General features: G+C 72.5%; 17 protein-coding genes. 13 read left to right on the top strand and 4 right to left on the bottom strand.

Going from position 1 to position 25,053, the window contains the following annotated elements; all coding sequences use genetic code 11:
• The first annotated feature begins 146 nt into the window (after positions 1–146).
• Both ABTY04_RS17210 and ABTY04_RS17205 read left to right on the top strand, forming a co-directional pair.
• Positions 147–3,983 (top strand): AAA family ATPase, encoded by a 3,837-nt coding sequence (locus tag ABTY04_RS17210; RefSeq protein WP_352214168.1) that lies wholly within the window; start codon positions 147–149, stop codon positions 3,981–3,983.
• Between the two features lie 223 nt (positions 3,984–4,206).
• Complete coding sequence (locus ABTY04_RS17205) at positions 4,207–5,643, top strand: sugar porter family MFS transporter (RefSeq protein ID WP_352214167.1); 1,437 nt, start codon at positions 4,207–4,209, stop codon at positions 5,641–5,643.
• Positions 5,644–5,692: 49 nt separating this feature from the next.
• On the opposite strand, the gene ABTY04_RS17200 is transcribed toward ABTY04_RS17205, so the two are convergent.
• Positions 5,693–6,679, bottom strand: a complete 987-nt coding sequence (locus ABTY04_RS17200; protein WP_352214166.1) for an LLM class flavin-dependent oxidoreductase — start codon at positions 6,677–6,679, stop codon at positions 5,693–5,695.
• Positions 6,680–6,743: 64 nt separating this feature from the next.
• On the bottom strand, positions 6,744–8,222 hold the full coding sequence (locus ABTY04_RS17195) for a cytosine permease (protein ID WP_352214165.1): 1,479 nt from the start codon (positions 8,220–8,222) through the stop codon (positions 6,744–6,746).
• Positions 8,223–8,459: 237 nt separating this feature from the next.
• Between ABTY04_RS17195 and ftsY the strand changes: the two genes are divergently transcribed.
• Positions 8,460–9,674, top strand: coding sequence for a signal recognition particle-docking protein FtsY (gene ftsY, locus ABTY04_RS17190; RefSeq protein WP_352214164.1), 1,215 nt, complete (start codon positions 8,460–8,462; stop codon positions 9,672–9,674).
• An 86-nt stretch (positions 9,675–9,760) separates the two neighbouring features.
• On the opposite strand, the gene ABTY04_RS17185 is transcribed toward ftsY, so the two are convergent.
• The gene (locus ABTY04_RS17185) at positions 9,761–10,429 is read right to left on the bottom strand and encodes a bifunctional DNA primase/polymerase (RefSeq protein WP_352214163.1); all 669 of its coding nucleotides are present in this window, start codon (positions 10,427–10,429) and stop codon (positions 9,761–9,763) included.
• Between the two features lie 406 nt (positions 10,430–10,835).
• Between ABTY04_RS17185 and nsdA the strand changes: the two genes are divergently transcribed.
• From nsdA to ftsH, 6 genes are all read left to right on the top strand, one after another.
• The gene (gene nsdA, locus ABTY04_RS17180; protein ID WP_502996656.1) at positions 10,836–12,341 is read left to right on the top strand and encodes a transcriptional repressor NsdA; all 1,506 of its coding nucleotides are present in this window, start codon (positions 10,836–10,838) and stop codon (positions 12,339–12,341) included.
• Positions 12,342–12,724: 383 nt separating this feature from the next.
• Positions 12,725–14,071 (top strand): ammonium transporter, encoded by a 1,347-nt coding sequence (locus ABTY04_RS17175; protein ID WP_352214161.1) that lies wholly within the window; start codon positions 12,725–12,727, stop codon positions 14,069–14,071.
• Complete coding sequence (locus ABTY04_RS17170) at positions 14,068–14,406, top strand: P-II family nitrogen regulator (protein WP_054226484.1); 339 nt, start codon at positions 14,068–14,070, stop codon at positions 14,404–14,406. Before ABTY04_RS17175 ends, ABTY04_RS17170 begins: the two co-directional genes overlap by 4 nt.
• A gap of 38 nt (positions 14,407–14,444) precedes the next feature.
• Positions 14,445–16,865 (top strand): [protein-PII] uridylyltransferase, encoded by a 2,421-nt coding sequence (locus tag ABTY04_RS17165; RefSeq protein ID WP_352214204.1) that lies wholly within the window; start codon positions 14,445–14,447, stop codon positions 16,863–16,865.
• 484 nt (positions 16,866–17,349) lie between these two features.
• Positions 17,350–18,918, top strand: a complete 1,569-nt coding sequence (ffh, locus tag ABTY04_RS17160; protein WP_352214160.1) for a signal recognition particle protein — start codon at positions 17,350–17,352, stop codon at positions 18,916–18,918.
• A gap of 148 nt (positions 18,919–19,066) precedes the next feature.
• On the top strand, positions 19,067–20,989 hold the full coding sequence (gene ftsH / locus ABTY04_RS17155; RefSeq protein WP_352214159.1) for an ATP-dependent zinc metalloprotease FtsH: 1,923 nt from the start codon (positions 19,067–19,069) through the stop codon (positions 20,987–20,989).
• Between the two features lie 49 nt (positions 20,990–21,038).
• Here ftsH and ABTY04_RS17150 read toward each other — a convergent pair whose 3' ends face one another.
• Positions 21,039–21,716, bottom strand: a complete 678-nt coding sequence (locus ABTY04_RS17150; protein WP_352214158.1) for a methyltransferase type 11 — start codon at positions 21,714–21,716, stop codon at positions 21,039–21,041.
• Between the two features lie 131 nt (positions 21,717–21,847).
• Here ABTY04_RS17150 and proS point away from each other — a divergent pair, with 131 nt between their 5' ends.
• From proS to ABTY04_RS17130, 4 genes are all read left to right on the top strand, one after another.
• On the top strand, positions 21,848–23,260 hold the full coding sequence (gene proS / locus ABTY04_RS17145; RefSeq protein WP_352214157.1) for a proline--tRNA ligase: 1,413 nt from the start codon (positions 21,848–21,850) through the stop codon (positions 23,258–23,260).
• Between the two features lie 212 nt (positions 23,261–23,472).
• Positions 23,473–24,072: a hypothetical protein gene (locus ABTY04_RS17140; protein ID WP_352214156.1), complete on the top strand. Its 600-nt coding sequence runs from the start codon at positions 23,473–23,475 to the stop codon at positions 24,070–24,072.
• 269 nt (positions 24,073–24,341) lie between these two features.
• The gene (gene rpsP, locus ABTY04_RS17135; protein WP_352214155.1) at positions 24,342–24,782 is read left to right on the top strand and encodes a 30S ribosomal protein S16; all 441 of its coding nucleotides are present in this window, start codon (positions 24,342–24,344) and stop codon (positions 24,780–24,782) included.
• Between the two features lie 2 nt (positions 24,783–24,784).
• On the top strand, positions 24,785–25,024 hold the full coding sequence (locus tag ABTY04_RS17130) for an RNA-binding protein (RefSeq protein WP_030011889.1): 240 nt from the start codon (positions 24,785–24,787) through the stop codon (positions 25,022–25,024).
• Positions 25,025–25,053 lie beyond the last annotated feature (29 nt).

Raw genomic sequence — 25,053 nt, 5'->3', positions numbered from 1 at the left:
AGGGACGCTCCGGCGTCCCTTCTTTCTTTGGCCGCCGCGTCAGCGTGCGAGCACGTTGGGCCAGGTGGGGGGCCGATTCCTTTAACGTCGGTTGCGCCCTGCACCTTCATGGGCGAAACCGAACGCGAAAGGTAGAGTCCGGCGGCGTGCACCTCAAGTCCCTGACCCTGCGTGGCTTCAAGTCCTTCGCCTCTGCAACCACCCTGCGCTTCGAGCCCGGCATCACGTGCGTCGTGGGCCCGAACGGCTCGGGCAAGTCCAACGTGGTGGACGCGCTGTCCTGGGTCATGGGGGAACAGGGCGCCAAGTCCCTGCGCGGCGGCAAGATGGAAGACGTGATCTTCGCCGGCACCACCGGGCGGCCGCCGCTCGGGCGGGCCGAGGTCTCGCTGACCATCGACAACTCCGACGGCGCCCTGCCGATCGAGTACGCCGAGGTCACCATCACGCGGATCATGTTCCGCGGCGGCAGCAGCGAGTACCAGATCAACGGGGACACCTGCCGGCTGCTCGACATCCAGGAGCTGCTCTCCGACTCCGGCATCGGCCGCGAGATGCACGTCATCGTCGGCCAGGGCCAGCTGGACTCCGTCCTGCACGCCGATCCGATGGGCCGCCGCGCCTTCATCGAGGAGGCGGCCGGCGTACTCAAGCACCGCAAGCGCAAAGAGAAGGCGCTGCGGAAGCTGGACGCCATGCAGGCCAACCTCGCGCGCGTGCAGGACCTGGGCGACGAACTCCGGCGCCAGCTGAAGCCGCTGGGGCGGCAGGCCGCGGTGGCCCGGCGGGCGGCCGTCATCCAGGCCGACCTGCGCGACGCCCGGCTGCGGCTGCTCGCCGACGACCTCGTCACGCTGCGGGGGGCGCTGGACGCGGAGATCGCCGACGAGGCGGCACTGAAGGAGCGCAAGGAGGCGGCCGAGGCCCAGCTCGCGCAGGCGCTGCGGCGCGAGACGGAGCTGGAGGAAACGGTGCGGCAGTTGACGCCGCGGCTCCAGCGGGCCCAACAGACCTGGTACGAGCTGTCGCAGCTGGCCGAGCGGGTACGGGGGACCGCGTCCCTGGCCGACGCGCGGGTCAAGTCGGCCTCGGCTCCGGCGGAGGAGGAGCGGCGGGGCCGCGATCCGGAAGACATGGAGCGGGAGGCCGCGCGGATCCGCGAGCAGGAGGCGGAACTGACGGCCGCGCTGGAGGCGGCCTCGCGCGCGCTGGAGGACACCGCCCTGCACCGGGCGGAGCTGGAGCGGTCGCTGGCCGAGGAGGAACGGCGGCTGCGGGACGCCGCGCGGGCCATCGCCGACCGGCGCGAGGGCCTGGCCCGGCTGACGGGCCGGCTGGGCGCCGCCCGGTCCCGGGCCGGCGCCGCGCAGGCGGAGATCGACCGGCTGGTGGCCGCGCGGGACGAGGCCGAGGCCCGGGCCGGGGCCGCGCAGGCGGAGTACGAGGCGCTGGCCGAGGAGGTCGGCGGGCTCGATGACCCGGCCGTGGACGAGGAGTACGCGGCGGCGCGGGCGGAGCTCGCGGCGGCGGAGGCCGCGGCGGCGGGGGCGCGGGATGCGGTGACGGCCGCGGAGAAGTCGCGGGCGGCGGTGTCGGCGCGGCGGGACGCGCTGGCGCTCGGGCTGCGGAGGAAGGACGGCACCGGGGCGCTGCTCGCGGCGCGGGAGCGGCTGGCCGGGCTGCTGGGGCCGGCGGCGGAGCGGCTGTCGGTGACCCCGGGGTACGAGGTCGCGGTGGCGGCGGCGCTGGGATCCGCGGCGGATGCGGTGGCCGTGGCGTCGGCGGGGGCGGCGGCCGGGGCCATCCGGCATCTGCGGGATGCGGACGCGGGCCGGGCCACGTTCCTGATCGCCCCGGCGCCGGGGCGACTGTTTCCGGCGCAGGCGGCCCAGGCCGCGGGGCCGGGCTCGGACGCCCCGGCGGTCCGGGCTGCCGTCGGCGCGGATGCGCTGCACCCGGCGGACCCCTCGGCGGAGCGCCCGGTCCCGGGTCGGGCCGGTGCCGACGGGGTCGGGCCGCAGGAAGCTTTCCCCCACCCCGCCCCTTCCCGGAACCAGGGCCCCGCCCCGGCCCCCGCGCCTCAATCGCCGGCGAGGCTGACACCGCCCGACCACGGCTCCGCCCCGGACCCCGTCTCCGCGGGGCTCGTGGAGACGGGCTCCGGCGTGCACGGTGTGGCTGCCGCAGGGCTCGTGCAGGGGGACGCCGCCGTCGTGCGGGCCGTGGCGTGGGTGCTGCGGGAGTACGCCGTCGTCGGGACCCTCGACGAGGCAGAAGCGCTCCTCGGGGCACGGCCCGGCATCGTGGCCGTGACCCTCGACGGGGACGTGCTCGGCGCGCACTTCGCGCACGGCGGCTCCGCCGGGGCCCCCAGCCTGATCGAGGTGCAGGCCGCCGTCGACGAGGCGGCGGCCGAACTGGCGCGCCTGGACGGGCAGTGCGCGGAGCTCGGCGCGGCCCGGGATGCCGCCCGGACCCTGCGCCGGGAGCTCGCCGCGCGGGTCGAGGAGACCGGCGAGCGCCGCCGGGCCGGGGAGCAGGCCCGGGCCGGGGTGGCGCAGCAGCTGGGGCGGCTCGCCGGACAGGCCAAGGGGGCCGCCGGCGAGGCCGAGCGCAGTGCCACCGCGGCGGCCAAGGCCCAGGACGCGCTGGAGCAGGCGCTGGCCGATGTCGAGGAGTGCGCCGAACGGCTGGCCGTTGCCGAGGAGAGTGACCCCGTCGGGAGTGGCGCGGAGGAGCCCGACAGTGCGGTGCGGGACCGGCTCGCCGCCGACGGGGCCAACGCCCGGCAGACCGAGATGGAGGCCCGCCTCCAGCTCAGGACCCACGAGGAGCGGGTCAAGGGCCTGGCCGGCCGGGCCGATGCGCTCGACCGCGGGGCCCGCGCCGAGCGCGAGGCCCGGGCCCGTGCCGAGCGGCGCCGGGCGCGGCTGCGCCACGAGGCCGAGGTGGCCCGCGCCGTCGCCGACGGGGCCCGGCAGCTGCTCGTGCACCTGGAGGTCTCGCTGCGCCGGGCCGAGCAGGAGCGCGCCGCCGCCGACCACGACAAGGGGCTGCGGGAGCGGGAGCTCGGCGAGGCCCGGACCCGCGGCCGCGACCTCAAGGGCGAGCTCGACAAGCTCACCGACTCGGTGCACCGCGGTGAGGTGCTCGGCGCCGAGAAGCGGCTGCGCATCGAGCAGGTGGAGGCAAGGGCGGTGGAGGAGTTCGGGATCGAGGCCGCCGGTCTCGTCGCCGAGTACGGTCCGGACCAGCCGGTGCCGCCGAGCCTGCCCGCCGAGGGGGAGGAGCTCCCGGACGACCCGGAGCACCCCCGCAACCTGCCCGGTCCTTTCGTCCGTGCGCAGCAGGAGAAGCGGCTCAAGGCGGCCGAGCGCGCCTACCAGCAGCTAGGCAAGGTCAACCCGCTCGCGCTGGAGGAGTTCGCGGCGCTGGAGGAGCGCCACCGGTTCCTCAGCGAGCAGCTGGAGGACCTGCGCAAGACCCGCGCCGACCTCCTTCAGGTCGTGAAGGAGGTCGACGAGCGGGTCCAGCAGGTGTTCGCCGAGGCCTACCGGGACACGGCCCGGGAGTTCGAGGGGGTGTTCTCCCGGCTGTTCCCCGGAGGTGAGGGCCGGCTGATCCTCACCGACCCCGACAACATGCTGACCACCGGCGTGGACGTGGAGGCCCGGCCGCCGGGCAAGAAGGTCAAGCGGCTCTCGCTGCTCTCCGGCGGCGAGCGGTCGCTGACCGCCGTCGCTCTGCTGGTGTCCATCTTCAAGGCCAGGCCCAGCCCGTTCTACGTGATGGACGAGGTCGAGGCCGCACTCGACGACACCAATCTGCAGCGGCTGATCCGGATCATGGAAGAGCTCCAGGAGAGCTCGCAGCTGATCGTGATCACGCACCAGAAGCGGACGATGGAGGTCGCCGACGCGCTGTACGGCGTCTCCATGCAGGGCGACGGCGTGTCGAAGGTCATCAGCCAGCGACTTCGCTGACACCGCCCCTTCTTTCAAGAAATGAATGTTGCGCCTCGGTGATGGTTGCCACAGTCCCTGGCAAGTGAAGTTCTCCCCAGGTATTGACTTCAAGAACTGAACACATAGGCTCGCTGCGCTGCCTCTTCCTTTCGGGTGGTGCCGGATCTTCTGCTGTGCGCCACTGGAAGGAATCACCCCCACCCAGCCCGTCACCGCAGCCGGGAACCCGCAGGAGCAGACCTTGACCAGCAGCACAGCGCAGGCGCCGGTGCCGGGCGGCGGCGGCCGGGCCGCCCATCCCGACCACCTCGGGCACGTCATCTTCATCGCCGCGGCGGCTGCCATGGGCGGCTTTCTCTTCGGCTATGACAGCTCGGTCATCAACGGTGCCGTCGTCGCCATCCGCGAGCGGTTCGACATCGGGTCGGCCGCACTCGCCCAGGTGATCGCCGCCGCGCTGATCGGCTGCGCGCTCGGCGCCGCCACCGCCGGCCGCATCGCCGACCGGATCGGCCGGATCCGCTGCATGCAGATCGCGGCCGTCCTGTTCACGGCGAGCGCGATCGGCTCGGCCCTCCCCTTCGCCCTCTGGGACCTCGCCGTCTGGCGCGTCATCGGCGGCTTCGGCATCGGCATGGCCTCCGTCATCGGCCCCGCCTACATCGCCGAGGTGTCCCCGGCCGCCTACCGCGGCCGGCTCGCCTCGTTCCAGCAGGCCGCGATCGTCATCGGCATCGCCATCTCCCAGCTCGTCAACTGGGGGATCCTGAACCTCGCCGACGGCGACCAGCGCGGCACGATCGGCGGCCTCGAAGCCTGGCAGTGGATGCTCGGCGTCATGGTCGTCCCGGCCGTGCTCTACGGAGCGATGTCCTTCGTCATTCCGGAGTCCCCCCGCTTCCTGATCTCGGTCGGCCGTACCGACGAGGCCAAGAAGGTGCTCACCGAGGTCGAGGGATCGAAGGTCGACCTGGAGGCGCGCGTCTCCGAGATCGAGGACGCCATGCACTCCGAGCACAAGTCCACCTTCAAGGACCTGCTCGGCGGCAGCTTCGGCTTCCTGCCCATCGTCTGGATCGGCATCGGCCTGTCCGTCTTCCAGCAGCTCGTCGGCATCAACGTGATCTTCTACTACAGCTCCTCGCTGTGGCAGTCCGTCGGCATCGACCCGACCAGCTCGTTCCTCTACTCCTTCACCACGTCGATCATCAACATCATCGGCACGGTGATCGCGATGATCTTCGTCGACCGGATCGGCCGCAAGCCGCTGGCGCTCATCGGCTCGGCCGGCATGGCGATCTCCCTCGGCCTCTGCGCCTGGGCCTTCTCCTACACGGAGGGCACCGGCGGCAACATCACCATGCCGGACACCCAGGGCACGATCGCACTGATCGCCGCGCACTCCTTCGTGCTCTTCTTCGCCCTCTCGTGGGGCGTGGTCGTCTGGGTGCTGCTCGGCGAGATGTTCCCGAACCGCATCCGCGCCGCCGCGCTCGGCGTCGCGGCCGCGGCCCAGTGGATCGCCAACTGGGTCATCACGGTCACGTTCCCGACGCTGTCGGACTGGAACCTGTCCGGCGCGTACGTCATCTACACGGTCTTCGCCGTGCTCTCGATCCCGTTCGTCCTCAAGTGGGTGCCGGAGACCAAGGGCAAGGCGTTGGAGGAGATGGGGTAACCACCCCCGCCACCACCCCTTCTCCTCTTGTGACAGGTGCTGCCCCCGCTCACTTCCCGAGCCGGGGCAGCACCTGTTCGCACAGCAGCTGCAGGCTGCGCCAGCCCTCGTCCAGCGGCATCCCGCCGCACAGCGGGTGCAGCACCAGATTGCCCGCCTCGCCCGCGCCCGTCGCGTATGCCACCGCCTCGTCCGGGGTCAGGACCCGGTAGACGCCCTCCGCGCGCAGCTCCGCCACCGAGCGCGCGGCCGACCGTACGGCGCTGCGGATGTCCTTCGACTGCCAGGACGCGTACGTGCCCGCCTCGTGCAGGAAGTGCTCGCCGTACTCGGCCCAGACCCGGTCCGGGTCCTGTGCGATGTGCAGCAGCGGGGTCTCGGCCGCGGGCATCATGCAGAAGCCCTCCGTCCCGTGCTGTGCGAGCTGCTCGTGGTAGTACGCCTCCAGCTCCGGCAGGTGCGCGCTGGGGAAGAACGGCAGCCCGAGCCGGGCCGCGCGCCGGGCCGCCGCCCGGGAGCTGCCGCCGACCAGCAGCAGCGGGTGCGGCTGCGTGAAGGGCGTCGGGGTCACCCGTACCGTGCGTCCGCGGAACGTGAACGGCTCACCGGTCCATGCCTTCAGCAGGGTCTCCAGCAGTTCGTCCTGGAGCCTGCCGCGCCGGCCCCACTCGACGCCGTGCTGCTCGTACTCCTCGGGCCGGTAGCCGATGCCCGCGACCGTGACGAGGCGGCCGCCGCTCAGCAGGTCGAGGACCGCGATGTCCTCGGCCGCCTTCAGCGGGTCGTACAGCGGGCCGATGATCGCCGAGACGGTGACCGCGATCCGGCGGGTGGCGCCGAAGACCGCCCCTGCGAAGGCGAACGGCGAGGGCAGCCAGTTGTTGGCGGTGCCGTGGTGCTCCTCCGTCTGGACGGTGTCGATCCCGCGGTCGTCCGCGTACCTCGCCATCTCCAGCGCGGCCTTGTAGCGGGCGGAGAGGGTCTCGGGGGTGCCGTGCGGGTCGACGAGATTGAACCGGGCCACGGTGATGGGCATGGAGGAGTCCCCCTTCGCCGGATGCTGGGTGGGCGGGCGAAGGGGGACGTTAGCTGACGTGGCGTCAGTTGGACAGGGATCCGGCGGGCACGGGCTCCTCGGACGGGGCCGGGGCCGCGGCAGGATCCGCGGGCGCGCTGCGCGGGAGTACGGCGTACAGCACGCCGGACGTGACGATCCCGGCCGCCCAGCCCAGGCCGTTCCGCCCGATCCAGGTGTCGGCGAGCGGCCCGCCGAACCAGTCGACCTCGGTGAAGAGCAGCCCCACGACCAGGGCCAGGCCCCAGGCGGTCATCGCCTGCCAGGCGTACCCGCCCCGGTACCAGTAGGCGCTGGTGCGCGTGGTGTCCAGCAGCGCGGCGCCGTCGTACGAGGTCCGGCGCAGCATGTCGACGCCGAAGACGCCGATCCAGGCGGAGAAGGCCACGGCGAGGAGGGTCAGGAAGGAGATGAACGAGCCGAAGAAGCTGGTCGCCACCACCATCAGCAGGAAGCCGAAGACCAGGCTGATGGCGGCGTTGACGCTGACGGCCGCCGCGCGCGGGACCTTGATGCCGAGGGTCTGCGCCGTGAAGCCGGCCGAGTACATGGACATCGAGTTGATCAGCAGCATGCCGACGAGCGCGATCAGCAGGTACGGGACCGCGATCCAGGCGGGCAGCAGATTGCCGATGAAGGAGACCGGGTCCTGCGCCGTGGCCAGGTCCGGGGTGCCCACCGCCATGACCGCGCCCATCAGCACCATCGGGATCACGACGACGGCGGCGCCGCCGATCGTCGCGCCGACCATGCCCTTGGCGGAGGCCGTACGCGGCAGGTAGCGGGTGAAGTCCGGGCCGGACGGGACCCAGCTGATGCCGCCCGCGGCGATGGTGCCGATGCCGGCGATCATCATCGTCGTCGGGCCGGCCGGCTTGGCGAAGACGGCGGACCAGTCGCTCTCCACGACCAGATAGCCGAGCACGAGCACGCTGAAGGCGCCGAAGAGGTACGTCGACCAGGTCGAGCAGACGCGCAGCGCGCCGATGCCGAGCCCCGACACCAGGAACGTGCAGCCGACGAAGAGCAGCAGGGTGACCGCGATCAGTGGGGTGCTCTTGCGCACGCCGAACAGCAGGTCCAGCACGGTGAGCACGGCGAACGCGCCGCTCACCGCGTTGATGGTCTCCCAGCCCCAGCGGGCGACCCAGATCAAGGTGCCGGGGAAGAGGTTGCCGCGCTGGCCGAACACGGCGCGCGAGAGCGCCATGCCGGGGGCGCCGCCGCGCTTCCCGGCGATCGAGATCAGGCCGACGATCCCGTACGAGACGATGGGCGCGGCGACCGCGACGACGAGCACCTGCCAGATGTTGAGCTTGTTGAAGATCACCAGACCGGCGCCCATGGTCAGCAGCAGCACGCTGATGTTGGCGGCGACCCAGGTGGGCACGAGCTCACGGACCCGGCCGCTGCGCTCGCTGTCCGGGACGGGTTCGAGACCGCGGGTCTCGACCGACGTCTCCGTCGACGTCTCCATCGCGCCGTCGGTGGGCTCGGCAGGCATGCGGCAACTCCGTGGGGCGGGGGTGAGGCAAGGGGCGGAGCCACCCATCATCGTAGATTTGCTGTGAAAACCGTAAATCGTGCCGTACGGCCTGATGCGGTCGTTGGGGACGCCGGCAAAAGCAGGGGTTGTCGCGGCCCACCGGGTGGGCCGCGACGGCCGGCCCGGCCGACTGAGGCGCGCGGCACCGCCGGGAGAACGAGGGCTCGCCACGAGGTCACGCATACTGAAACCGTTATGGACATCCTCATCCTTGCCGTAGTCATCGCCCTGGTCGCGGTCGGCGTGATCAGCGGGCTGGTGGTCGGCAGCCGCAAGAAGAAGCAGCTGCCGCCCGCGCCGCCCAGCACGCCGACCATCACTGCCCCGCCTGCCGAACCGCAGGTGGGGGAGGACGCCGTAGAGACGGCGGAAGAGCCCCGCCGCACGATCGAGGAGGTCGCCCTTCCCGAAGCGGAGGCTGCGGCTCCCGAGGCCCCCGCCGTCGCCGAACCCGAGGCGCCGGCCGTCCCCGAGATCGAGGTGCCCGAGCCCACGGCCGGCCGCCTGATCCGGCTGCGCGCCCGGCTCGCCCGGTCGCAGAACTCGCTCGGCAAGGGGCTGCTCACGCTGCTCTCTCGCGAGCACCTCGACGAGGAAACCTGGGAGGAGATCGAAGAGACCCTCCTGATCGCCGACGTCGGTGTCGTGCCGACGCAGGAGCTCGTGGACCGGCTCCGCGAGCGGGTCAAGGTGCTGGGCACCCGCACCCCGGCGGACCTGCGCGCCCTGCTGAAGGAGGAACTGCTGACCCTGGTCGGCACCGACTTCGACCGCGCGGTGAAGACCGAGAGCGGCGTCGACACCCCGGGCGTCGTGATGGTCGTCGGCGTCAACGGCACCGGCAAGACCACCACCACCGGCAAGCTGGCCCGCGTGCTCGTCGCCGACGGCCGCTCCGTGGTCCTCGGCGCGGCCGACACCTTCCGCGCCGCCGCCGCCGACCAGCTCCAGACCTGGGGCGAGAGGGTCGGAGCCCGCACCGTGCGCGGCCCCGAGGGCGGCGACCCGGCCTCGATCGCCTACGACGCGGTCAAGGAGGGCATCGCCGAGGGCGCCGACGTGGTGCTCATCGACACCGCCGGCCGCCTCCACACCAAGACCGGCCTCATGGACGAGCTCGGCAAGGTCAAGCGCGTCGTCGAGAAGCACGGCCCGCTCGACGAGGTCCTGCTGGTCCTGGACGCCACCACCGGGCAGAACGGCCTGACCCAGGCCCGCGTCTTCGCCGAGGTCGTGGACATCACCGGCATCGTGCTGACCAAGCTGGACGGCACCGCCAAGGGCGGCATCGTCGTCGCCGTCCAGCGCCAGCTCGGCGTCCCGGTCAAGCTCGTCGGCCTCGGTGAGGGCCCCGACGACCTCGCGCCGTTCGAGCCGGAGGCGTTCGTGGACGCTCTGATCGGCGACTGAGCGCAGACGGTACGCACGGCAGCGCCCCCGCGATCCGGCCGGAACGCGGGGGCGCTGCCGTGCGTACGGGCGCACGCGTACGGGCGTCAGCGCCGCAGGCGGTGGCAGATGTACGCGAGGGTGCCCAGCAGCAGCCGGGCCTGCGGCGGACCGCCCGCCGAATCGAGTGCGGGCGGGCGCAGCCAGCCGACCGGGCCGAGGCCCGCGTGGTCGGAGGGCGGGGCGGTCAGGCAGGTGCCGGGCCCCAGAGCGCGCAGGTCGAGGTCGGCGTCGTCCCAGCCCATCCGGTACAGCAGCTGCGGCAGCTCGGCGGCCGCTCCCGGCGCCACGAAGAACTGGGCCCGGCCGTCCGGGGTCGCGGTGACCGGCCCGAGCGGCAGGCCCATCCGCTCCAGGCGGACCAGCGCGCGGCGCCCGGCCTCCTCCGAGACCTCGATGGCGTCGAAGGAGCGGCCCACCGGGAGCAGGACCGCAGCGCCCGGGTACTCGCCCCAGATCGCGGTGACCTCGTCGAGGGTGGCGCCCGCCGGGACGGTCGGAGCGAGGGGCAGCGGATGGGCCCCCGGCGCGCTGCAATGCGTAAGACCGCAGGAGCAGCCGCGGGCGGGGGCGGCGGCGCGGGCGCCGGGGACCACGTCCCAGCCCCACAGTCCGGTGTACTCCGCGACCGCCGTGCACTCCGACGTCCGGCCGCGGCGCCGTGAGCCGGAACGGAACTCCTTGGTGCTGCGGCTGCCGCCGATCGTGAAGCCCATGCCCATGCCCCCTCCAACGGGTCGGACGCGCAGGTGGTTACGACGTCGGCCGGACGGGATGCGGGCCGGGTGCGGGTCCGGCCCCGGAGGGGCTGCCCGGCGCACTCCTCGCCGCGCGCGCCCCTGGCGCACTCCCGTCCATCCAATCGTTTTCGCCTCGGTGTCAAGTGAATCGCGCCTGGCGGGTGGCTTGTTCATTCGAGGGGGTGGCGAATGGTGGCGTTTCCGGAATCGGCCTCGCCGCAGGGGTGATCGTAGGATTACTTTCAGTGCACCAAACCCCGAAGGCGGGCCGTCCGTGGTTATGCCGGAGGCAACGTGTGGAGGATCTGTGAAGGTCCGTGGCGGCGCTCGCCGCTCCAGCCAGGGTTTCGTGTGAAAAGGCTGAGTGGATGGGGGCGTTCCAGTGAGCGGCAACGGCGCAAGCGGAACGAGCGAGGAGCCGGAGGTCCCGGGCTCTGCCGACCGCAATGAGCAACTGACCTCCTGGTTCGTCCGCAGCGGCTGGTCGAAGGGCGAGCTCGCCCGCCAGGTCAACCGGCGGGCCCGCCAGATGGGCGCCCACCACATCAGCACGGACACCTCCCGGGTGCGCCGCTGGCTCGACGGCGAGCAGCCCCGCGAGCCCGTCCCGCGGATCCTGTCCGAGCTGTTCTCCGAGCGGTTCGGCTCCGTCGTCGCCATCGAGCAGCTCGGGCTGCGCACCGCCCACCAGACGCCCTCCGTCTCCGGCGTCGACCTGCCCTGGGCCGGCCCGCAGACCGTCGAACTGCTCGGAGAGTTCTCCCGCAGCGACCTGATGCTGGCCCGCCGCGGCTTCCTCGGGACCTCCCTCGCTCTCTCCGCCGGCCCCGCCCTCATCGAGCCCATGCAGCGCTGGCTCGTCCCGGTCCCCCCCGCCGACCCGGGCCCCCGCGAGGCAGGGGCGCCCGGAGCCCTCAGCGGCCACCGCCCGCCCCGGCTCTCCGAACCGGAACTCGGCCTCCTCGAAGCCACCACCGTGATGTTCCGCCAGTGGGACGCCCAGTGCGGCGGCGGACTGCGCCGCAAGGCCGTCGTGGGCCAGCTGCACGAGGTCACCGACCTGCTCCAGGAGAGCCACCCGGCCCCCGTCATGCGGCGGCTCTTCAAGGTCGCCGCGGAACTCGCCGAACTGGCCGGCTGGATGAGCTACGACATCGGCCTGCACCCGACCGCGCAGAAGTACTTCGTCCTGGCGCTGCACGCCGCCAAGGAAGGCGGGGACAAGCCCCTCGGCTCGTACATCCTCTCCAGCATGAGCCGCCAGATGATCCACCTGGGCCGCCCCGAGGACGCCCTGGAACTCATCCACCTCGCGCAGTACGGAAGCCGCGACTGCGCCGGCCCGCGCACCCAGGCCATGCTGTATGCGATGGAGGCCCGTGCCTACGCCAACATGGGCCAGCCCAGCCGCTGCAAGCGGGCCGTCCGGATGGCCGAGGACGCCTTCTCCGACGTCGGCTTCGGAGGCGAGCCCGAACCCGACTGGATCCGCTTCTTCTCCGAGGCCGAGCTCAACGGCGAGAACTCCCACTCGTACCGCGATCTGGCCTACGTGGCCGGGCGCAGCCCCATGTACGCCTCCCTCGCCGAACCCGTGATGCAGCGGGCCGTGGAGCTCTTCGGGAAGGACGAGGAGCACCTGCGCTCGTACAGCCTCAACCTCATCGGCATGGCCACCGTGCACCTGCTCCAGCGGGAGCCCGAGCAGGCCGTCGTCCTCGTCGACCAGGCCTTGAAGGTGGCGGAAAAGGTGCGCTCCGAACGGGTCAACACCCGGATCCGCAAGACCGTCGACACCGCCGCCCGCGAGTACGGCGACGTCGCCGACGTCGTCCGGCTGACCGACCGCCTCGCATCCCGCCTCCCCGAGGCCGCCGAGGCCGTCTGACGGCCCGCGCGGCCGCCCCCGAAGCCCCGGCCGCGGCAGTCACCCCGTGAAGCCCGATCAGGCTCCCCCGGCCAGGTCACCCGGGTCACTGCCGCGGCCGGCCCACCCTTTCTGCGCCTAAACCGGCGCCGCTCTCGCGGAGGCGGTTGCCCACCGTCGTGGTTCCTCAATTGATGGTTGCCGTGTTCATCGTGCTGTAACAGCCCGGACGCCTTCGTCATCGGCGCGAAACACCGAGCGGCGCCGCCGGAAACCGGCCTGCGCGAATCTCAGGGTCAATAACCGGCCAGCCCCCAGGCCCGCCCCCCCCGGCCTTACGCCTTGCGCCGCTCAGGTTTTCACGATCGCCCGCACGCGAACGTACCGACGACGAGGAGACGCCGATGGCATCAGCCATCACGACCCTCGCGGCAGACGCCCCGACGCTGTCTGCCGCGAACACCGGGTTCATGCTCATCTGCTCCGCCCTGGTCATGCTGATGACCCCGGGACTCGCCTTCTTCTACGGAGGCATGGTCCGAGTCAAGAGCAGCCTCAACATGCTGATGATGAGCTTCATCAGCCTCGGGATCGTCACGATCCTCTGGGTCCTCTACGGCTTCAGCCTCGCCTTCGGCACCGACTCCGGCAGCGTCATCGGCTGGTCCTCCGACTACGTCGGCCTCAGCGGCATCGGGATCACCGAGCTGTGGGACGGGTACACCATCCCGGTCTACGTCTTCGCCGTCTTCCAGCTGATGTTCGCCGTCATCACCCCGGCCCTGATCAGCGGTGCCCTCGCCGACCGCGTGAAGTTCAGCGCATGGGCCCTGTTCAGCGCCCTGTGGGTCACCGTCGTCTACTTCCCCGTCGCCCACTGGGTCTGGGGCACCGGCGGCTGGCTCTTCAAGCTCGGCGTCATCGACTTCGCGGGCGGCACCGCCGTCCACATCAACGCCGGCGCCGCCGCCCTCGGCGTCATCCTCGTCATCGGCAAGCGCGTCGGCTTCAAGAAGGACCCGATGCGCCCGCACAGCCTCCCGCTCGTGATGCTCGGCGCCGGTCTGCTCTGGTTCGGCTGGTTCGGCTTCAACGCCGGGTCCTGGCTCGGCAACGACGACGGCGTGGGCGCCGTCATGTTCGTCAACACGCAGGTCGCCACCGCCGCCGCCATGCTCGCCTGGCTCGCGTACGAGAAGCTGCGCCACGGCTCCTTCACCACCCTCGGCGCCGCCTCCGGCGCGGTCGCCGGCCTCGTCGCCATCACCCCCTCCGGCGGCTCCTGCTCCCCGCTCGGGGCGATCGCCATCGGCGCCATCGCCGGTGTCGTGTGCGCCATGGCCGTCGGCCTCAAGTACAAGTTCGGCTACGACGACTCCCTCGACGTGGTCGGCGTCCACCTCGTCGGCGGTGTCATCGGCTCGCTGCTGGTCGGCTTCTTCGCCACCGGCGGGGTCCAGTCCGACGCGGCCGGCCTCTTCTACGGCGGCGGCCTGGAGCAGCTCGGCAAGCAGGCCGTCGGGGTCTTCTCGGTCCTCGCCTACTCTCTCGTCGTGTCCGCGATCCTCGCCTTCCTCCTCGACAAGACGATCGGGATGCGGGTCACCGAGGACGACGAGGTCTCCGGCATCGACCAGGTCGAGCACGCCGAGACTGCCTACGACTTCAGCGGAGCCGGCGGCGGAGCCTCCTCCCGGAGCACCGCCACACCCGTCCCCGTTGCCGCCGCGACCAAGAAGGTTGACGCATGAAGCTGATCACCGCGATCGTCAAGCCGCACCGGCTGGACGAGATCAAGGACGCCCTCCAGCGGTTCGGAGTCCAGGGGCTCACGGTCTCCGAGGCCAGCGGGTACGGCCGCCAGCGCGGCCACACCGAGGTCTACCGGGGCGCCGAGTACACCGTGGACCTCGTACCGAAGATCCGCATCGAGGTGGTCGTCGAGGACGACGACGCCGAATCGGTGATGGAGGTCCTGGTCAAGGGCGCCCGCACCGGGAAGATCGGTGACGGCAAGGTGTGGAGCGTCCCCGTGGACGCGATCATCCGCGTCCGCACCGGCGAGCGCGGCGCAGAAGCGCTCTAGGCGACGGGAGCTCCTGGGTGACGAGCGCCGAACAGACCATGACGGGCGATTCGAACGATCCGTCCGGCTCGGGACCCAGCGGGTACGCCGCGGCCCGGCTGCGACTCCTCCAGGAGGAGTCGCGGTCCGGGCCTTCGCGGCGTTCCGCGCTGGCCGGGCTGACCGACGACTGGCTGACCGGCCTGTTCGCCACGGCCGTACGGGAGACCGGGGTCCGGGGCGCCGCCCTCGTGGCCGTCGGCGGCTACGGGCGCGCCGAACTCTCCCCGCGCAGTGACCTCGACCTGCTGCTGCTCCACGACGGCAAGGCGGAGCCACGGGCGCTCGGCATGCTGGCCGACCGGATCTGGTACCCCGTGTGGGACCTGGGCGTCGCCCTCGACCACTCGGTGCGGACCCCGGCCGAGGCCCGCAAGACCGCCGCCGAGGACCTCAAGGTGCACCTGGGGCTGCTGGACGCCCGGCCCGTCGCGGGCGACGCCGGGCTGCTCGCCGGCCTGCGCACCTCGGTGCTGGCCGACTGGCGCAACCAGGCCGCCAAGCGGCTCCCGCAGTTGCACTCCCTGTGCCGGGAGCGGGCCGAGCAGGCCGGGGAGCTCCGCTTCCTGCTGGAACCCGACCTCAAGGAGGCCCGCGGCGGACTCCGCGACGTCACCGCGCTGCGGGCCGTCGCCGCTTCCTGGCTGGCCGACGCCCCGCGCGAGGGGCTGGTCGAGGCCCGGCAGCGGCTGCTGGACGCGCGGGACGCCCTGCACCTGGTGACGGGGCGCGCGACCGACCGGCTCGCGCTCCAGGAACAGGACCAGGTCGCGGACCGGCTGGGCCTGCTCGACGCGGACGCGCTGCTGCGCGAGGTGTACGAGGCCGCGCGGGTCGTCGCGTACGCCGGCGACGTGACGTGGCGGGAGGTCGGCCGGGTCCTGCGGGCCCGCGCGGCCCGGCCGAGGCTGCGCGGGCTGCTGGGGCCGCGGGGGGCCGCGGCGGCCGAGCGGGCGCCGCTCGCCGAAGGGGTCGTGGAGTCCGACGGCGAGGCCGTCCTGGCCCTGGCCGCCCGGCCCGACCGGGACCCGGTGCTGCCGCTCCGCTTCGGCGCCGCGGCCGCGCAGGCGGGGCTGCCCGTCTCGCTGCACGCCGTACGACGGCTCGCGGCGCAGGCGAAGCCGCTGCCCGTGCCGTGGCCCGCGGAGGCGCGGGAGCAACTGCTGACCCTGCTGGGGGCGGGGGAGCCCACGGTGGCGGTCTGGGAGGCCCTGGAGGCGGAGGGCCTGATCACCAGGCTGCTGCCCGACTGGGAACGGGTGCGGTGCCGTCCGCAGCGCAATCCCGTGCACACCTGGACGGTGGACCGGCACTTGGTGGAGACGGCGGTGCGCGCCTCGGCCCTGACCCGCCGGGTGAGCCGCCCGGACCTGCTGCTGATGGCCGCCCTGCTCCACGACATCGGCAAGGGCTGGCCGGGGGACCATTCGGTGGCGGGCGAGACGATCGCCCGCGACGTGGCCGTACGGGTGGGCTTCGAGGCGGAGGACGCCGCCGTGCTGGGCGTGCTCGTACGGCACCACCTGCTGCTGATCGACACCGCGACCCGGCGGGACCTGGACGATCCGGCGACGGTCCGGTCGGTCGCGCAGGCCCTGGGGTCGCTCGGCACGCTGGAGATACTGCACGCGCTGACCGAGGCGGACGCCCTCGCCACCGGGCCCGCGGCATGGAGCACGTGGCGGGGCTCGCTGGTGGCGGACCTGGTGGCGAGGGTGGCATCGGTCCTGCGGGGCGCGCCGCCCGTCGCGGCGGAGCTCGCCATCGCGACGGCCGAGCAGGAACGCCTCGCGGTGGAGGCGCTGCGCACCCGGGAGCCGGTGCTGGCGCTGCACGCGCGCCGGGAGGAGGACGACGCGGTCGGGGCCGAACTGGTGGTGGCGGTCCCGGACCAGCCGGGGGTCCTTCCGGCGGTGGCCGGCGTGCTGGCCCTGCACCGGCTCACGGTCAGGGCCGCGGACCTGCGTTCGGTGGAGCTCCCGGACCTGCCTGGCGAGGTCCTGGTCCTGCGGTGGCGGGTGGCCGCCGAGTACGGCTCGCTGCCGGAGGCGGCCCGGCTGCGCACCGACCTGGTCCGGGCGCTGGACGGCTCGCTGGACGTCCCGGCGAAGCTGGCGGACCGCGAGGCGGCGTACCCGCGGCGGCGCGGGGTGGTCCCGCCGCCGCCCCGGGTCACGGTGGTCCCGGAGGTGTCCTCGCTGGCCACGGTCCTGGAGGTACGGGCCCCGGACGCGGTGGGTCTGCTGCACCGGATCGGCCGCGCGCTGGAGTCCTCCGGGGTGCGGGTCCGCAGCGCGCACGTCTCCACGCTCGGAGCCAACGCGGTGGACTCCCTGTACGTGGTCGACCCGGACGGCAAGCCCCTGCCGCCGGCTGCGGCCTCGGCCCTGGCCACCGCCTTGGAGGCCGCCCTCCACTGACCCGGGGCCCCTCGGCGCCCCGCCGGGCCCGGGAGCCTCTCGGGCGCGGCCCCGCCACCTCCGGAAGCGGGAACGCCCGAGCGGCGGGCCGCGCCGCGGAGGGGACGGCGGAGCCCTGCCCTCGGCGCCCGCCTGTGTTCACGGGCGCGGGGCTTTCGGGGCCGGCCCCCGACCACGGCGCCGTACCCGCGGGGGTCCGGGCGGGCGCCCCGGGGAACGGCGGAAGGGCGGGCAGGGGACCGGCCGCCCCGCGCAGCTGCGGCCCGCGGCCACGGGGCTTCGCGTTCTGCCGCTGCCCCGGCACCGTCGGCGGGAGCCCGGCGGGGTGGCGGAGCGCTCCGGGCGGCGGGCCCGCCCGGGCGGGCCCCGGACCGGGGGCGGGCCGGTTCCCGGGCCGGGGACGGGCCGCCGGGTTCAGCATCCGGCGCGGCCCGATACCCTGGGGGGCGACCACACGCCCCCGACCCGAGGAATCGCGACCACCGTGTTCGATACGCTTTCCGACCGCCTCAGCGCGACCTTCAAGTCCCTCCGGGGCAAAGGTCGCCTCTCCGAGCAGGACATCGACGCTGCGGCGCGGGAAATCCGTATCGCCCTCCTTGAGGCCGACGTCGCGCTCCCGGTCGTCCGTTCCTTCATCGCGAACGTCAAGCAGCGCGCGCTGGGTGCCGAGGTCTCCAAGGCCCTGAACCCGGGCCAGCAGGTCCTCAAGATCGTCAACGACGAGCTCGTCTCGATCCTCGGCGGCGAGACCCGGCGCCTGCGCTTCGCCAAGACCGCGCCGACCGTGATCATGCTCGCCGGTCTCCAGGGTGCCGGTAAGACCACCCTCGCCGGAAAGCTCGGCCTCTGGCTCAAGGGCCAGGGCCACGCGCCGCTCCTCGTCGCCTGCGACCTCCAGCGCCCCAACGCCGTCAACCAGCTCAGCGTCGTCGCCGAGCGCGCCGGTGTCGCGGTCTACGCGCCCGCTCCCGGCAACGGCGTCGGCGACCCGGTGCAGGTGGCCAAGGACTCCATCGAGTACGCCCGCACCAAGCAGTACGACATCGTCATCGTCGACACCGCCGGCCGCCTCGGCATCGACCAGGAGCTGATGCAGCAGGCCGCGGACATCCGCGACGCCGTCAGCCCCGACGAGATCCTGTTCGTCGTCGACGCCATGATCGGCCAGGACGCGGTCAACACCGCCGAGGCCTTCCGCGACGGCGTCGGCTTCGACGGCGTCGTACTCTCCAAGCTCGACGGCGACGCCCGGGGCGGTGCCGCGCTCTCCATCGCGCACGTCACCGGCAAGCAGATCATGTTCGCCTCGAACGGCGAGAAGCTCGACGACTTCGACGCGTTCCACCCCGACCGCATGGCGGGCCGGATCCTCGACATGGGTGACATGCTCACCCTCATCGAGCAGGCCGAGAAGACCTTCAGCCAGGCCGAGGCCGAGAAGATGGCGGCCAAGCTGGCGAAGGGCCCGAAGGAGTTCACGCTCGACGACTTCCTGGCCCAGATGGAGCAGGTCCGGAAGATGGGCTCCATCTCCAAGCTGCTCGGCATGCTCCCGGGCATGGGCCAGATCAAGGACCAGATCAACAACATCGACGAGCGCGACGTCGACCGCATGGCCGCGATCATCAAGTCGATGACCCCGGCCGAGCGCCACGACCCGCACATCATCAACGGTTCGCGCCGCGCCCGTATCGCCAAGGGCTCCGGTGCCGAGGTCAGCGCCGTCAAGTCGCTGGTCGAGCGCTTCTTCGAGGCCCGCAAGATGATGTCCCGCATGGCCCAGGGCGGCGGGATGCCCGGCATGCCCGGCATCCCCGGGATGGGCGGCGGCCCCGGCCGGCAGAAGAAGCAGGTCAAGCAGGCCAAGGGCAAGCGCAAGAGCGGCAACCCGATGAAGCGCAAGGAAGAGGAGGCGGCAGCAGCCGCCCGGCGCGAGCAGGGTCCGCAGACCGCCGCGCCCGCCACCGGCAGCCCGTTCGGCCTTCCCGCCGGTGGCCAGTCCGGCCAGGACTTCGACCTTCCGGACGAGTTCAAGAAGTTCATGAAGTAACCCGCGAAGCAACCGCAGTCGCATCGGGAAGGGCCCTGGCCGGGCGATCCGGCCGGGGCCCTTCTGCGTACGCCTCGCACATTCCGCAGGGGCAATGGTGCGTTACATCCCTTATGGTCGGCCACGAGGACGGCAGTAAGGAGGCCCTGTGCCCAGCCCCACCCCCGTACCGCCTCGCGACCGCGCCGACACGCCTTGGCGCTCCGAGGGCGCGCCGCCCGCACCGCCGCCCAGGAGGCGGATGCCCGGGGGCTGGCGCGGACTGGTCCTCACCGCGCTGATCGTCTTCCTGCTGGCCAATGCGGTCCTGTCGTACTTCAACCAGGGCGACGAGCCGACGGTCTCGTACACGGAGTTCAGCCGGCAGGTCGCCGACGGCAACGTCTCCAAGATCTACTCCAAGGGCGACGCCATCCAGGGCGAGCTGAGGAACAAACAGCCGCTGCCCGACGGAGGCAAGGGCGACTACACGAAGTTCGTCACCCAGCGCCCGGCCTTCGCCGACGACCAGCTGTGGGCCAACCTCAGCAAGCACAACGTCGTCGTCACGGCCTCCCCGGTCGTCGTGCAGCGCAGCTTCCTGGCCAATCTGCTGATCTCGCTGGCGCCGATGCTGCTGCTGGTCCTCCTGTGGGTGTTCATCGCCCGCCGCATGGGCGCGGGCACGGGCGGCACCGGCGGCGTGCTGGGCCGCAAGGCACCGCCCAAGCCCGTGGAACTGGAGGGCGGCAGGCGCACCACCTTCGCCGACGTGGCCGGCATCGACGAGGTCAAGGGCGAGCTCAACGACGTCGTGGACTTCCTCGGGAACCCGCAGCAGTACCGGGCCCTGGGCGCCCGGATGCCCGGCGGGGTCCTGCTCGCCGGACCGCCCGGCACCGGCAAGACCCTGCTGGCGCGGGCGGTGGCGGGCGAGGCCGGGGTGCCGTTCTTCTCCGCCTCCGCCTCCGAGTTCATCGAGATGATCGTCGGCGTGGGCGCCTCCCGGGTCCGCGAGCTCTTCTCCGAGGCGCGCAAGGTGGCCCCCTCGATCGTCTTCATCGACGAGATCGACACCATCGGCCGGGCGCGCGGCGGCGGCGCCGCCCTCGGCGGCCACGACGAGCGCGAACAGACCCTGAACCAGATCCTGACCGAGATGGACGGATTCTCCGGCTCGGAAGGCGTGATCGTCATCGCCGCCACCAACCGGCCCGACGTCCTGGACCCGGCGCTGACCCGCCCCGGCCGCTTCGACCGTACGGTGTCGGTCTCCCCGCCGGACCGGGCCGGACGCGAGGCCATCCTGCGCATCCACACCCGGGACATCCCCCTGGCCGCCGACGCGGATCTCGGCCGGGTGGCCCGCACCACCCCGGGCATGACGGGCGCGGACCTCGCCAACCTGGCCAACGAAGCCGCCCTCCTCGCCGTGAAGCGCAAGCAGAGCCAGGTCACGCAGGCGGACTTCATGGACGCCCTGGAGAAGGTCCAGCTGGGCGCGGCGCGTTCGCTGGTCATGCCGGAGGAGGAGCGCCGCCGTACGGCGTACCACGAGAGCGGCCACGCCCTGCTCGGCATGCTCCAGCCGGGCGCCGACCCGGTCCGCAAGATCACGATCGTGCCGCGCGGCCGGGCCCTCGGCGTCACCCTCTCGACGCCGGACGCGGACCGCTACTCCTACACGGAGGACTATCTGCGCGGCCGCATCATCGGCGCGCTGGGCGGCATGGCCGCCGAGCACGTCGTGTTCGACGTCATCACCACGGGCGCGGAGAACGATCTCGAACAGGTCACCAACCTGGCCCGCGGCATGGTCGGCCGCTGGGGCATGAGCGAGCGCGTCGGCCGCCTCACCGCGATCCCGGCGGACGCACAGAGCCCGTACGGGCTCCTGGCGGCCCCCGCCACGCTGGACGCGGTGGACCACGAGATGCGGCGGATCGTCGACGAGTGCTACGTGGAGGCCTGCCGGCTGCTGCGCGAACACCGGCCGAAACTCGACGCCCTGACCGAGGCCCTGCTGGCGAACGAGACCCTGGACGAGCCGGCCGCGTACGAGGCCGCGGGAATCCCCCGCCTGTCGAAGTAGCGGGGGAGGCCGGCCGGGGCCGGGGCCGGAGCCCCGGCGCCGGGCGCGGTCACGGAACGCGGGCGATCACGTAGCGGAAGATGTTCGGCAGCCAGACCGTGCCGTCCGGCCGTTCGTACGGGTGAAGCGCCTCCGTGAGCTCCTTCTCGACCTGCGCCGCATCGGAGGAGGACTCGTACAGCCCCGTCGACAGCAGTCCCCGTACCGCGCTGTCCACGTCCGCGTACCCGAAGGGGCAGAACACCCGCCCCGACCCGTCGGGGCACAGCCCGGCGTCCGACACCGCCGCGTCCAGGTCCTGCGGTGCGGGACCGCCGCCCAGGACCGCCGGCACCGTGCACCGCTCCGCCGGGCCCCAGTCGGCCAGCACCACCGCCCCGCCCCGCCGGACCGCCGGCAGGGCGGCGCCCAGGGCCGCCGCGGACGGCGAGAAGGCCAGCAGCACGTCGTACGGCCGCGCACCGGCCGGCGGGGCGGGGACCACCTCCAGCAGCCGTTCGCGCGCCAGCGCCCGCCGGGCCGGGTCCGCCTCCACGCCCGTGGCGGCGGCGCCCCGCCCCGCGGCCAGCAGCAGGGCCAGCCCGGACCCGCAGTCCAGGCCGAGCAGCCGGTCGCCCGGCCCGACCTCCAGCCGGTCGTAGACCGCTTCGTACAGCGGTACCAGCATCCGTTCCTGGATCTCCGCCCAGTCCCGGGCGACGAGCGTCGCCGTCGGCGTCGGTGTCATCGAAAGAGCGCTCCTGATTCCTTCTCGCCCCCTTGCCCCCGTTGCCAGAGAACTCCCCATTCGCCCCCGCGTCCAGAGGAGTGCGCCACCCGATTCACGCATCGAGTGCCCGGCGCCGTACCATTCGCGCCATGGCAAAGGCACCCGTTCTCACCCCCCAGGCGGAGGATTTCCCCCGCTGGTACCAGGATCTGATCAACAAGGCCGAGCTGGCCGACAACGGTCCGGTACGCGGCACCATGGTCATCCGGCCGTACGGCTACGGCCTGTGGGAGCGGATGCAGCAGGAGATGGACGCGCGGATCAAGGACGCGGGCGCCCAGAACGCGTACTTCCCGCTGTTCATCCCGCAGTCGTACCTGACGCGGGAGGCCGAGCACGTCGAGGGCTTCGCCCCCGAGCTCGCAGTCGTCACGCACGGCGGCGGCAAGGAGCTGGAAGAGCCGGTCGTGGTCCGGCCCACCTCCGAGACGATCATCAACGACTACTTCTCCAAGTGGGTCCAGAGCTACCGCGACCTGCCCCTGCTGATCAATCAGTGGGCCAACGTCGTCCGCTGGGAGATGCGCCCGCGCGTGTTCCTCCGTACGAGTGAGTTCCTCTGGCAGGAGGGCCACACCGCCCACGCCACGTACGAGGACGCCCGCGACTACGCCGCCCGCATCCACACGGACGTGTACGGCGACTTCATGACGAACGTGCTCGGCATCGACGTCGTGCTCGGCCGCAAGACCGCCAAGGAGCGCTTCGCCGGCGCCATCAACACCCTCACCCTTGAGGGCATGATGGGCGACGGCAAGGCCCTCCAGCTGGGCACGAGCCACGAGCTCGGCACCAACTTCGCCAAGGCCTTCAACACCCAGTACCTGTCGAAGGAAGGCAAGCAGGAGCTCGTCTGGCAGACCTCGTGGGGCGTCTCGACCCGCATGGTCGGCGGTCTGATCATGTCCCACGGCGACGACAACGGCCTCCGCGTCCCGCCGCGCCTCGCGCACGTCCAGGTCGTCGTCATGGCGATCAAGGGCGACGAGGCCGTCGCGAAGGTCCGCGAGCTCGGCGCGCAGCTGAAGGCCGCCGGCATCCGCGTGCACGTCGACGACCGTGTCGACACCCCCTTCGGCCGCCGCGCCGTGGACTGGGAGCTCAAGGGCGTACCGGTCCGTGTGGAGATCGGCCCCCGCGACCTGGAGGCCGGCACCGCGATGCTGGCCCGCCGGATCCCGGGCGGCAAGGAGCCCGTGCAGATCGACGCGCTCGCCGACCTGCTGCCCAAGGTGCTCGACGAGGACCAGGCGCAGCTGCTGCGCGAGTCCCGCGAGCGCCGCCTGGCCCGCACCTCCGACGTCTCCACCATCGAGGAGGCCGCCGAGGCCGCCGTCGCCGGCGGCTGGGCGCGGATCCCGTGGGCCGACCTCGGCCCGGAGGGCGAGGCCAAGCTGGGTGAGCAGGCCGTGTCCGTGCGCTGCCTGATCGCCGAGGACGGCTCGGTGCCGGAGGCGGACGACGCCCCCGGTACGCTCGCCATCGTCGCGCGCTCGTACTGATCGCCGCCGCCTGACAGACGATCAGCCCCGGCGCACGGCACGAGCCGCGCGCCGGGGCTGATCTTTGCCGGTCGTCGTTACGTACCGACTCCTCCGGGGATCGGCGCACCCGTCCTCGTCGGCACGCATGAGACTGAACTGACGGGTACGTGCAAAAAATTTGGAATGGCCCGGAATCGGAACACCGGGGCACCCCGGCTCGTTGTGACGACGTGAGCACGACACCACCTGTTCTCGCCGCAGAGCTGGCGCAGGCGTGGGCCGACATTCAGCGGTACCACCCCGAGCTGCCTGACCTTGCCGCGCCCGAGTCCCTGATCGGAGAGTCCTCGTCCGCCTGCGGCGCCGAGCTCTCCTTCGAGCGACTGCTGCACGAGGCAGTCCACGGCATCGCCGCCGCCCGCGGAGTGCGTGACACCTCGCGGGCAGGCCGCTACCACAACCGCAGATTCCTGGCGATCGCCGAGGAGATGGGGCTGGACCACTCCGACGAGCCGCACGCCAGCAGCGGCTTCTCGCTGGTCTCGCTCAATCCCGAGGCGAAGAAGCGCTACCGCCCCACCATGGAGCGGCTCCAGCGCGCACTGAAGGCGCACACGGCCGCCACGACCGCCGACACCAAGCGCAGCTTCCGCGGGCCGGCCGCCCGGCACGGCTCCTCGGGTGGCGGCGTCCGCGTCAAGGCGGTCTGCGACTGCGGGCGCAATGTGCGGGTGGTCCCCTCCGTGCTGGCCCAGGCCCCGATCGTCTGCGGCGGCTGCATGAAGCCGTTCCGCATCCCCGAGGTCGCCATCTCGGCCGCCGCCTCCTGAGCCCGCGGCCCCACGGCCGTACGGGGGCGATGGGCGGGCGGGGTGCTTCCGCAGGGCGGGAGCGGCCCGGTGGCGCGCGGCCGCGCGCCACTGATCGCCGCTCCCCGCAAGAAGCGCCACGGGCATGTGGCACAATGGCTAGCTGTACTCGACAGTCGCATAGGACCCCTCTCTCCTCCGGCTGACGCGTCCATCGGGCACCCGAGTACCGCAACCCCACGTGGCATCTCATGTGCCCAACCACGTCAAGTTCAGGAGACACCACTCCAGTGGCAGTCAAGATCAAGCTCAAGCGCCTCGGCAAGATTCGCCAGCCGCACTACCGCATCGTCGTCGCCGACGCCCGCACCCGCCGGGACGGTCGCGCGATCGAGGAGATCGGTATCTACCAGCCGACCTACAACCCGTCGCGCATCGAGGTCAACGCCGAGCGTGCGCAGTACTGGCTGTCGGTCGGCGCCCAGCCCACCGAGGCTGTGCTCGCCATCCTGAAGCTGACCGGCGACTGGCAGGCGCACAAGGGCCTCCCGGCCCCCGCGCCGCTGCTCCAGCCGGAGACGAAGGAGAGCAAGCGTCGCTCCTTCGACGAGTTCGCCAAGGCCCTTGAGGGCATCGGCGAGACCAAGGGCGAGGCCATCACGCAGAAGGCCAAGAAGGCCGACAAGAAGGCGGACGAGGCTGAGGCCGCCGCCGAGTCGACCGAGGCCTGATCATGCTCGAGGAGGCTCTTGAGCACCTCGTAAAGGGCATTGTGGACAACCCCGACGAAGTGCAGGTCGCCTCGCGCAACCTGCGTCGCGGGCAGGTGCTTGAGGTCCGGGTTCACCCCGATGACCTCGGGAAGGTGATCGGCCGCAACGGCCGCACCGCACGTGCCCTGCGTACCGTCGTGGGCGCCATCGGCGGCCGCGGGATCCGCGTCGACCTCGTCGACGTGGACCAGGTCCGCTGAGCAGTTGAATCACCGGCACGGGCCGGGGA

The organism is Streptomyces sp. NPDC097981, from assembly GCF_040302565.1.
In the GTDB taxonomy this organism is placed as follows: Bacteria; Actinomycetota; Actinomycetes; order Streptomycetales; family Streptomycetaceae; genus Streptomyces.
Note: the sequence above shows the minus strand (reverse complement) of the source record. Positions and strands in the feature narration are given on the sequence as shown.

Bases quoted from the DNA above. Each gene is read 5' to 3' on its own strand.
- ABTY04_RS17200 (WP_352214166.1), bottom strand. From the start codon at position 6,679: ATGCCCATCACCGTGGCCCGGTTCAATCTCGTCGACCCGCACGGCACC.
- ABTY04_RS17195 (WP_352214165.1), bottom strand. From the start codon at position 8,222: ATGCCTGCCGAGCCCACCGACGGCGCGATGGAGACGTCGACGGAGACG.
- ftsY (WP_352214164.1), top strand. From the start codon at position 8,460: ATGGACATCCTCATCCTTGCCGTAGTCATCGCCCTGGTCGCGGTCGGC.
- ABTY04_RS17185 (WP_352214163.1), bottom strand. From the start codon at position 10,429: ATGGGCTTCACGATCGGCGGCAGCCGCAGCACCAAGGAGTTCCGTTCC.
- ABTY04_RS17175 (WP_352214161.1), top strand. From the start codon at position 12,725: ATGGCATCAGCCATCACGACCCTCGCGGCAGACGCCCCGACGCTGTCT.
- ABTY04_RS17170 (WP_054226484.1), top strand. From the start codon at position 14,068: ATGAAGCTGATCACCGCGATCGTCAAGCCGCACCGGCTGGACGAGATC.
- ABTY04_RS17165 (WP_352214204.1), top strand. From the start codon at position 14,445: ATGACGGGCGATTCGAACGATCCGTCCGGCTCGGGACCCAGCGGGTAC.
- ABTY04_RS17150 (WP_352214158.1), bottom strand. From the start codon at position 21,716: ATGACACCGACGCCGACGGCGACGCTCGTCGCCCGGGACTGGGCGGAG.
- proS (WP_352214157.1), top strand. From the start codon at position 21,848: ATGGCAAAGGCACCCGTTCTCACCCCCCAGGCGGAGGATTTCCCCCGC.
- ABTY04_RS17130 (WP_030011889.1), top strand. From the start codon at position 24,785: ATGCTCGAGGAGGCTCTTGAGCACCTCGTAAAGGGCATTGTGGACAAC.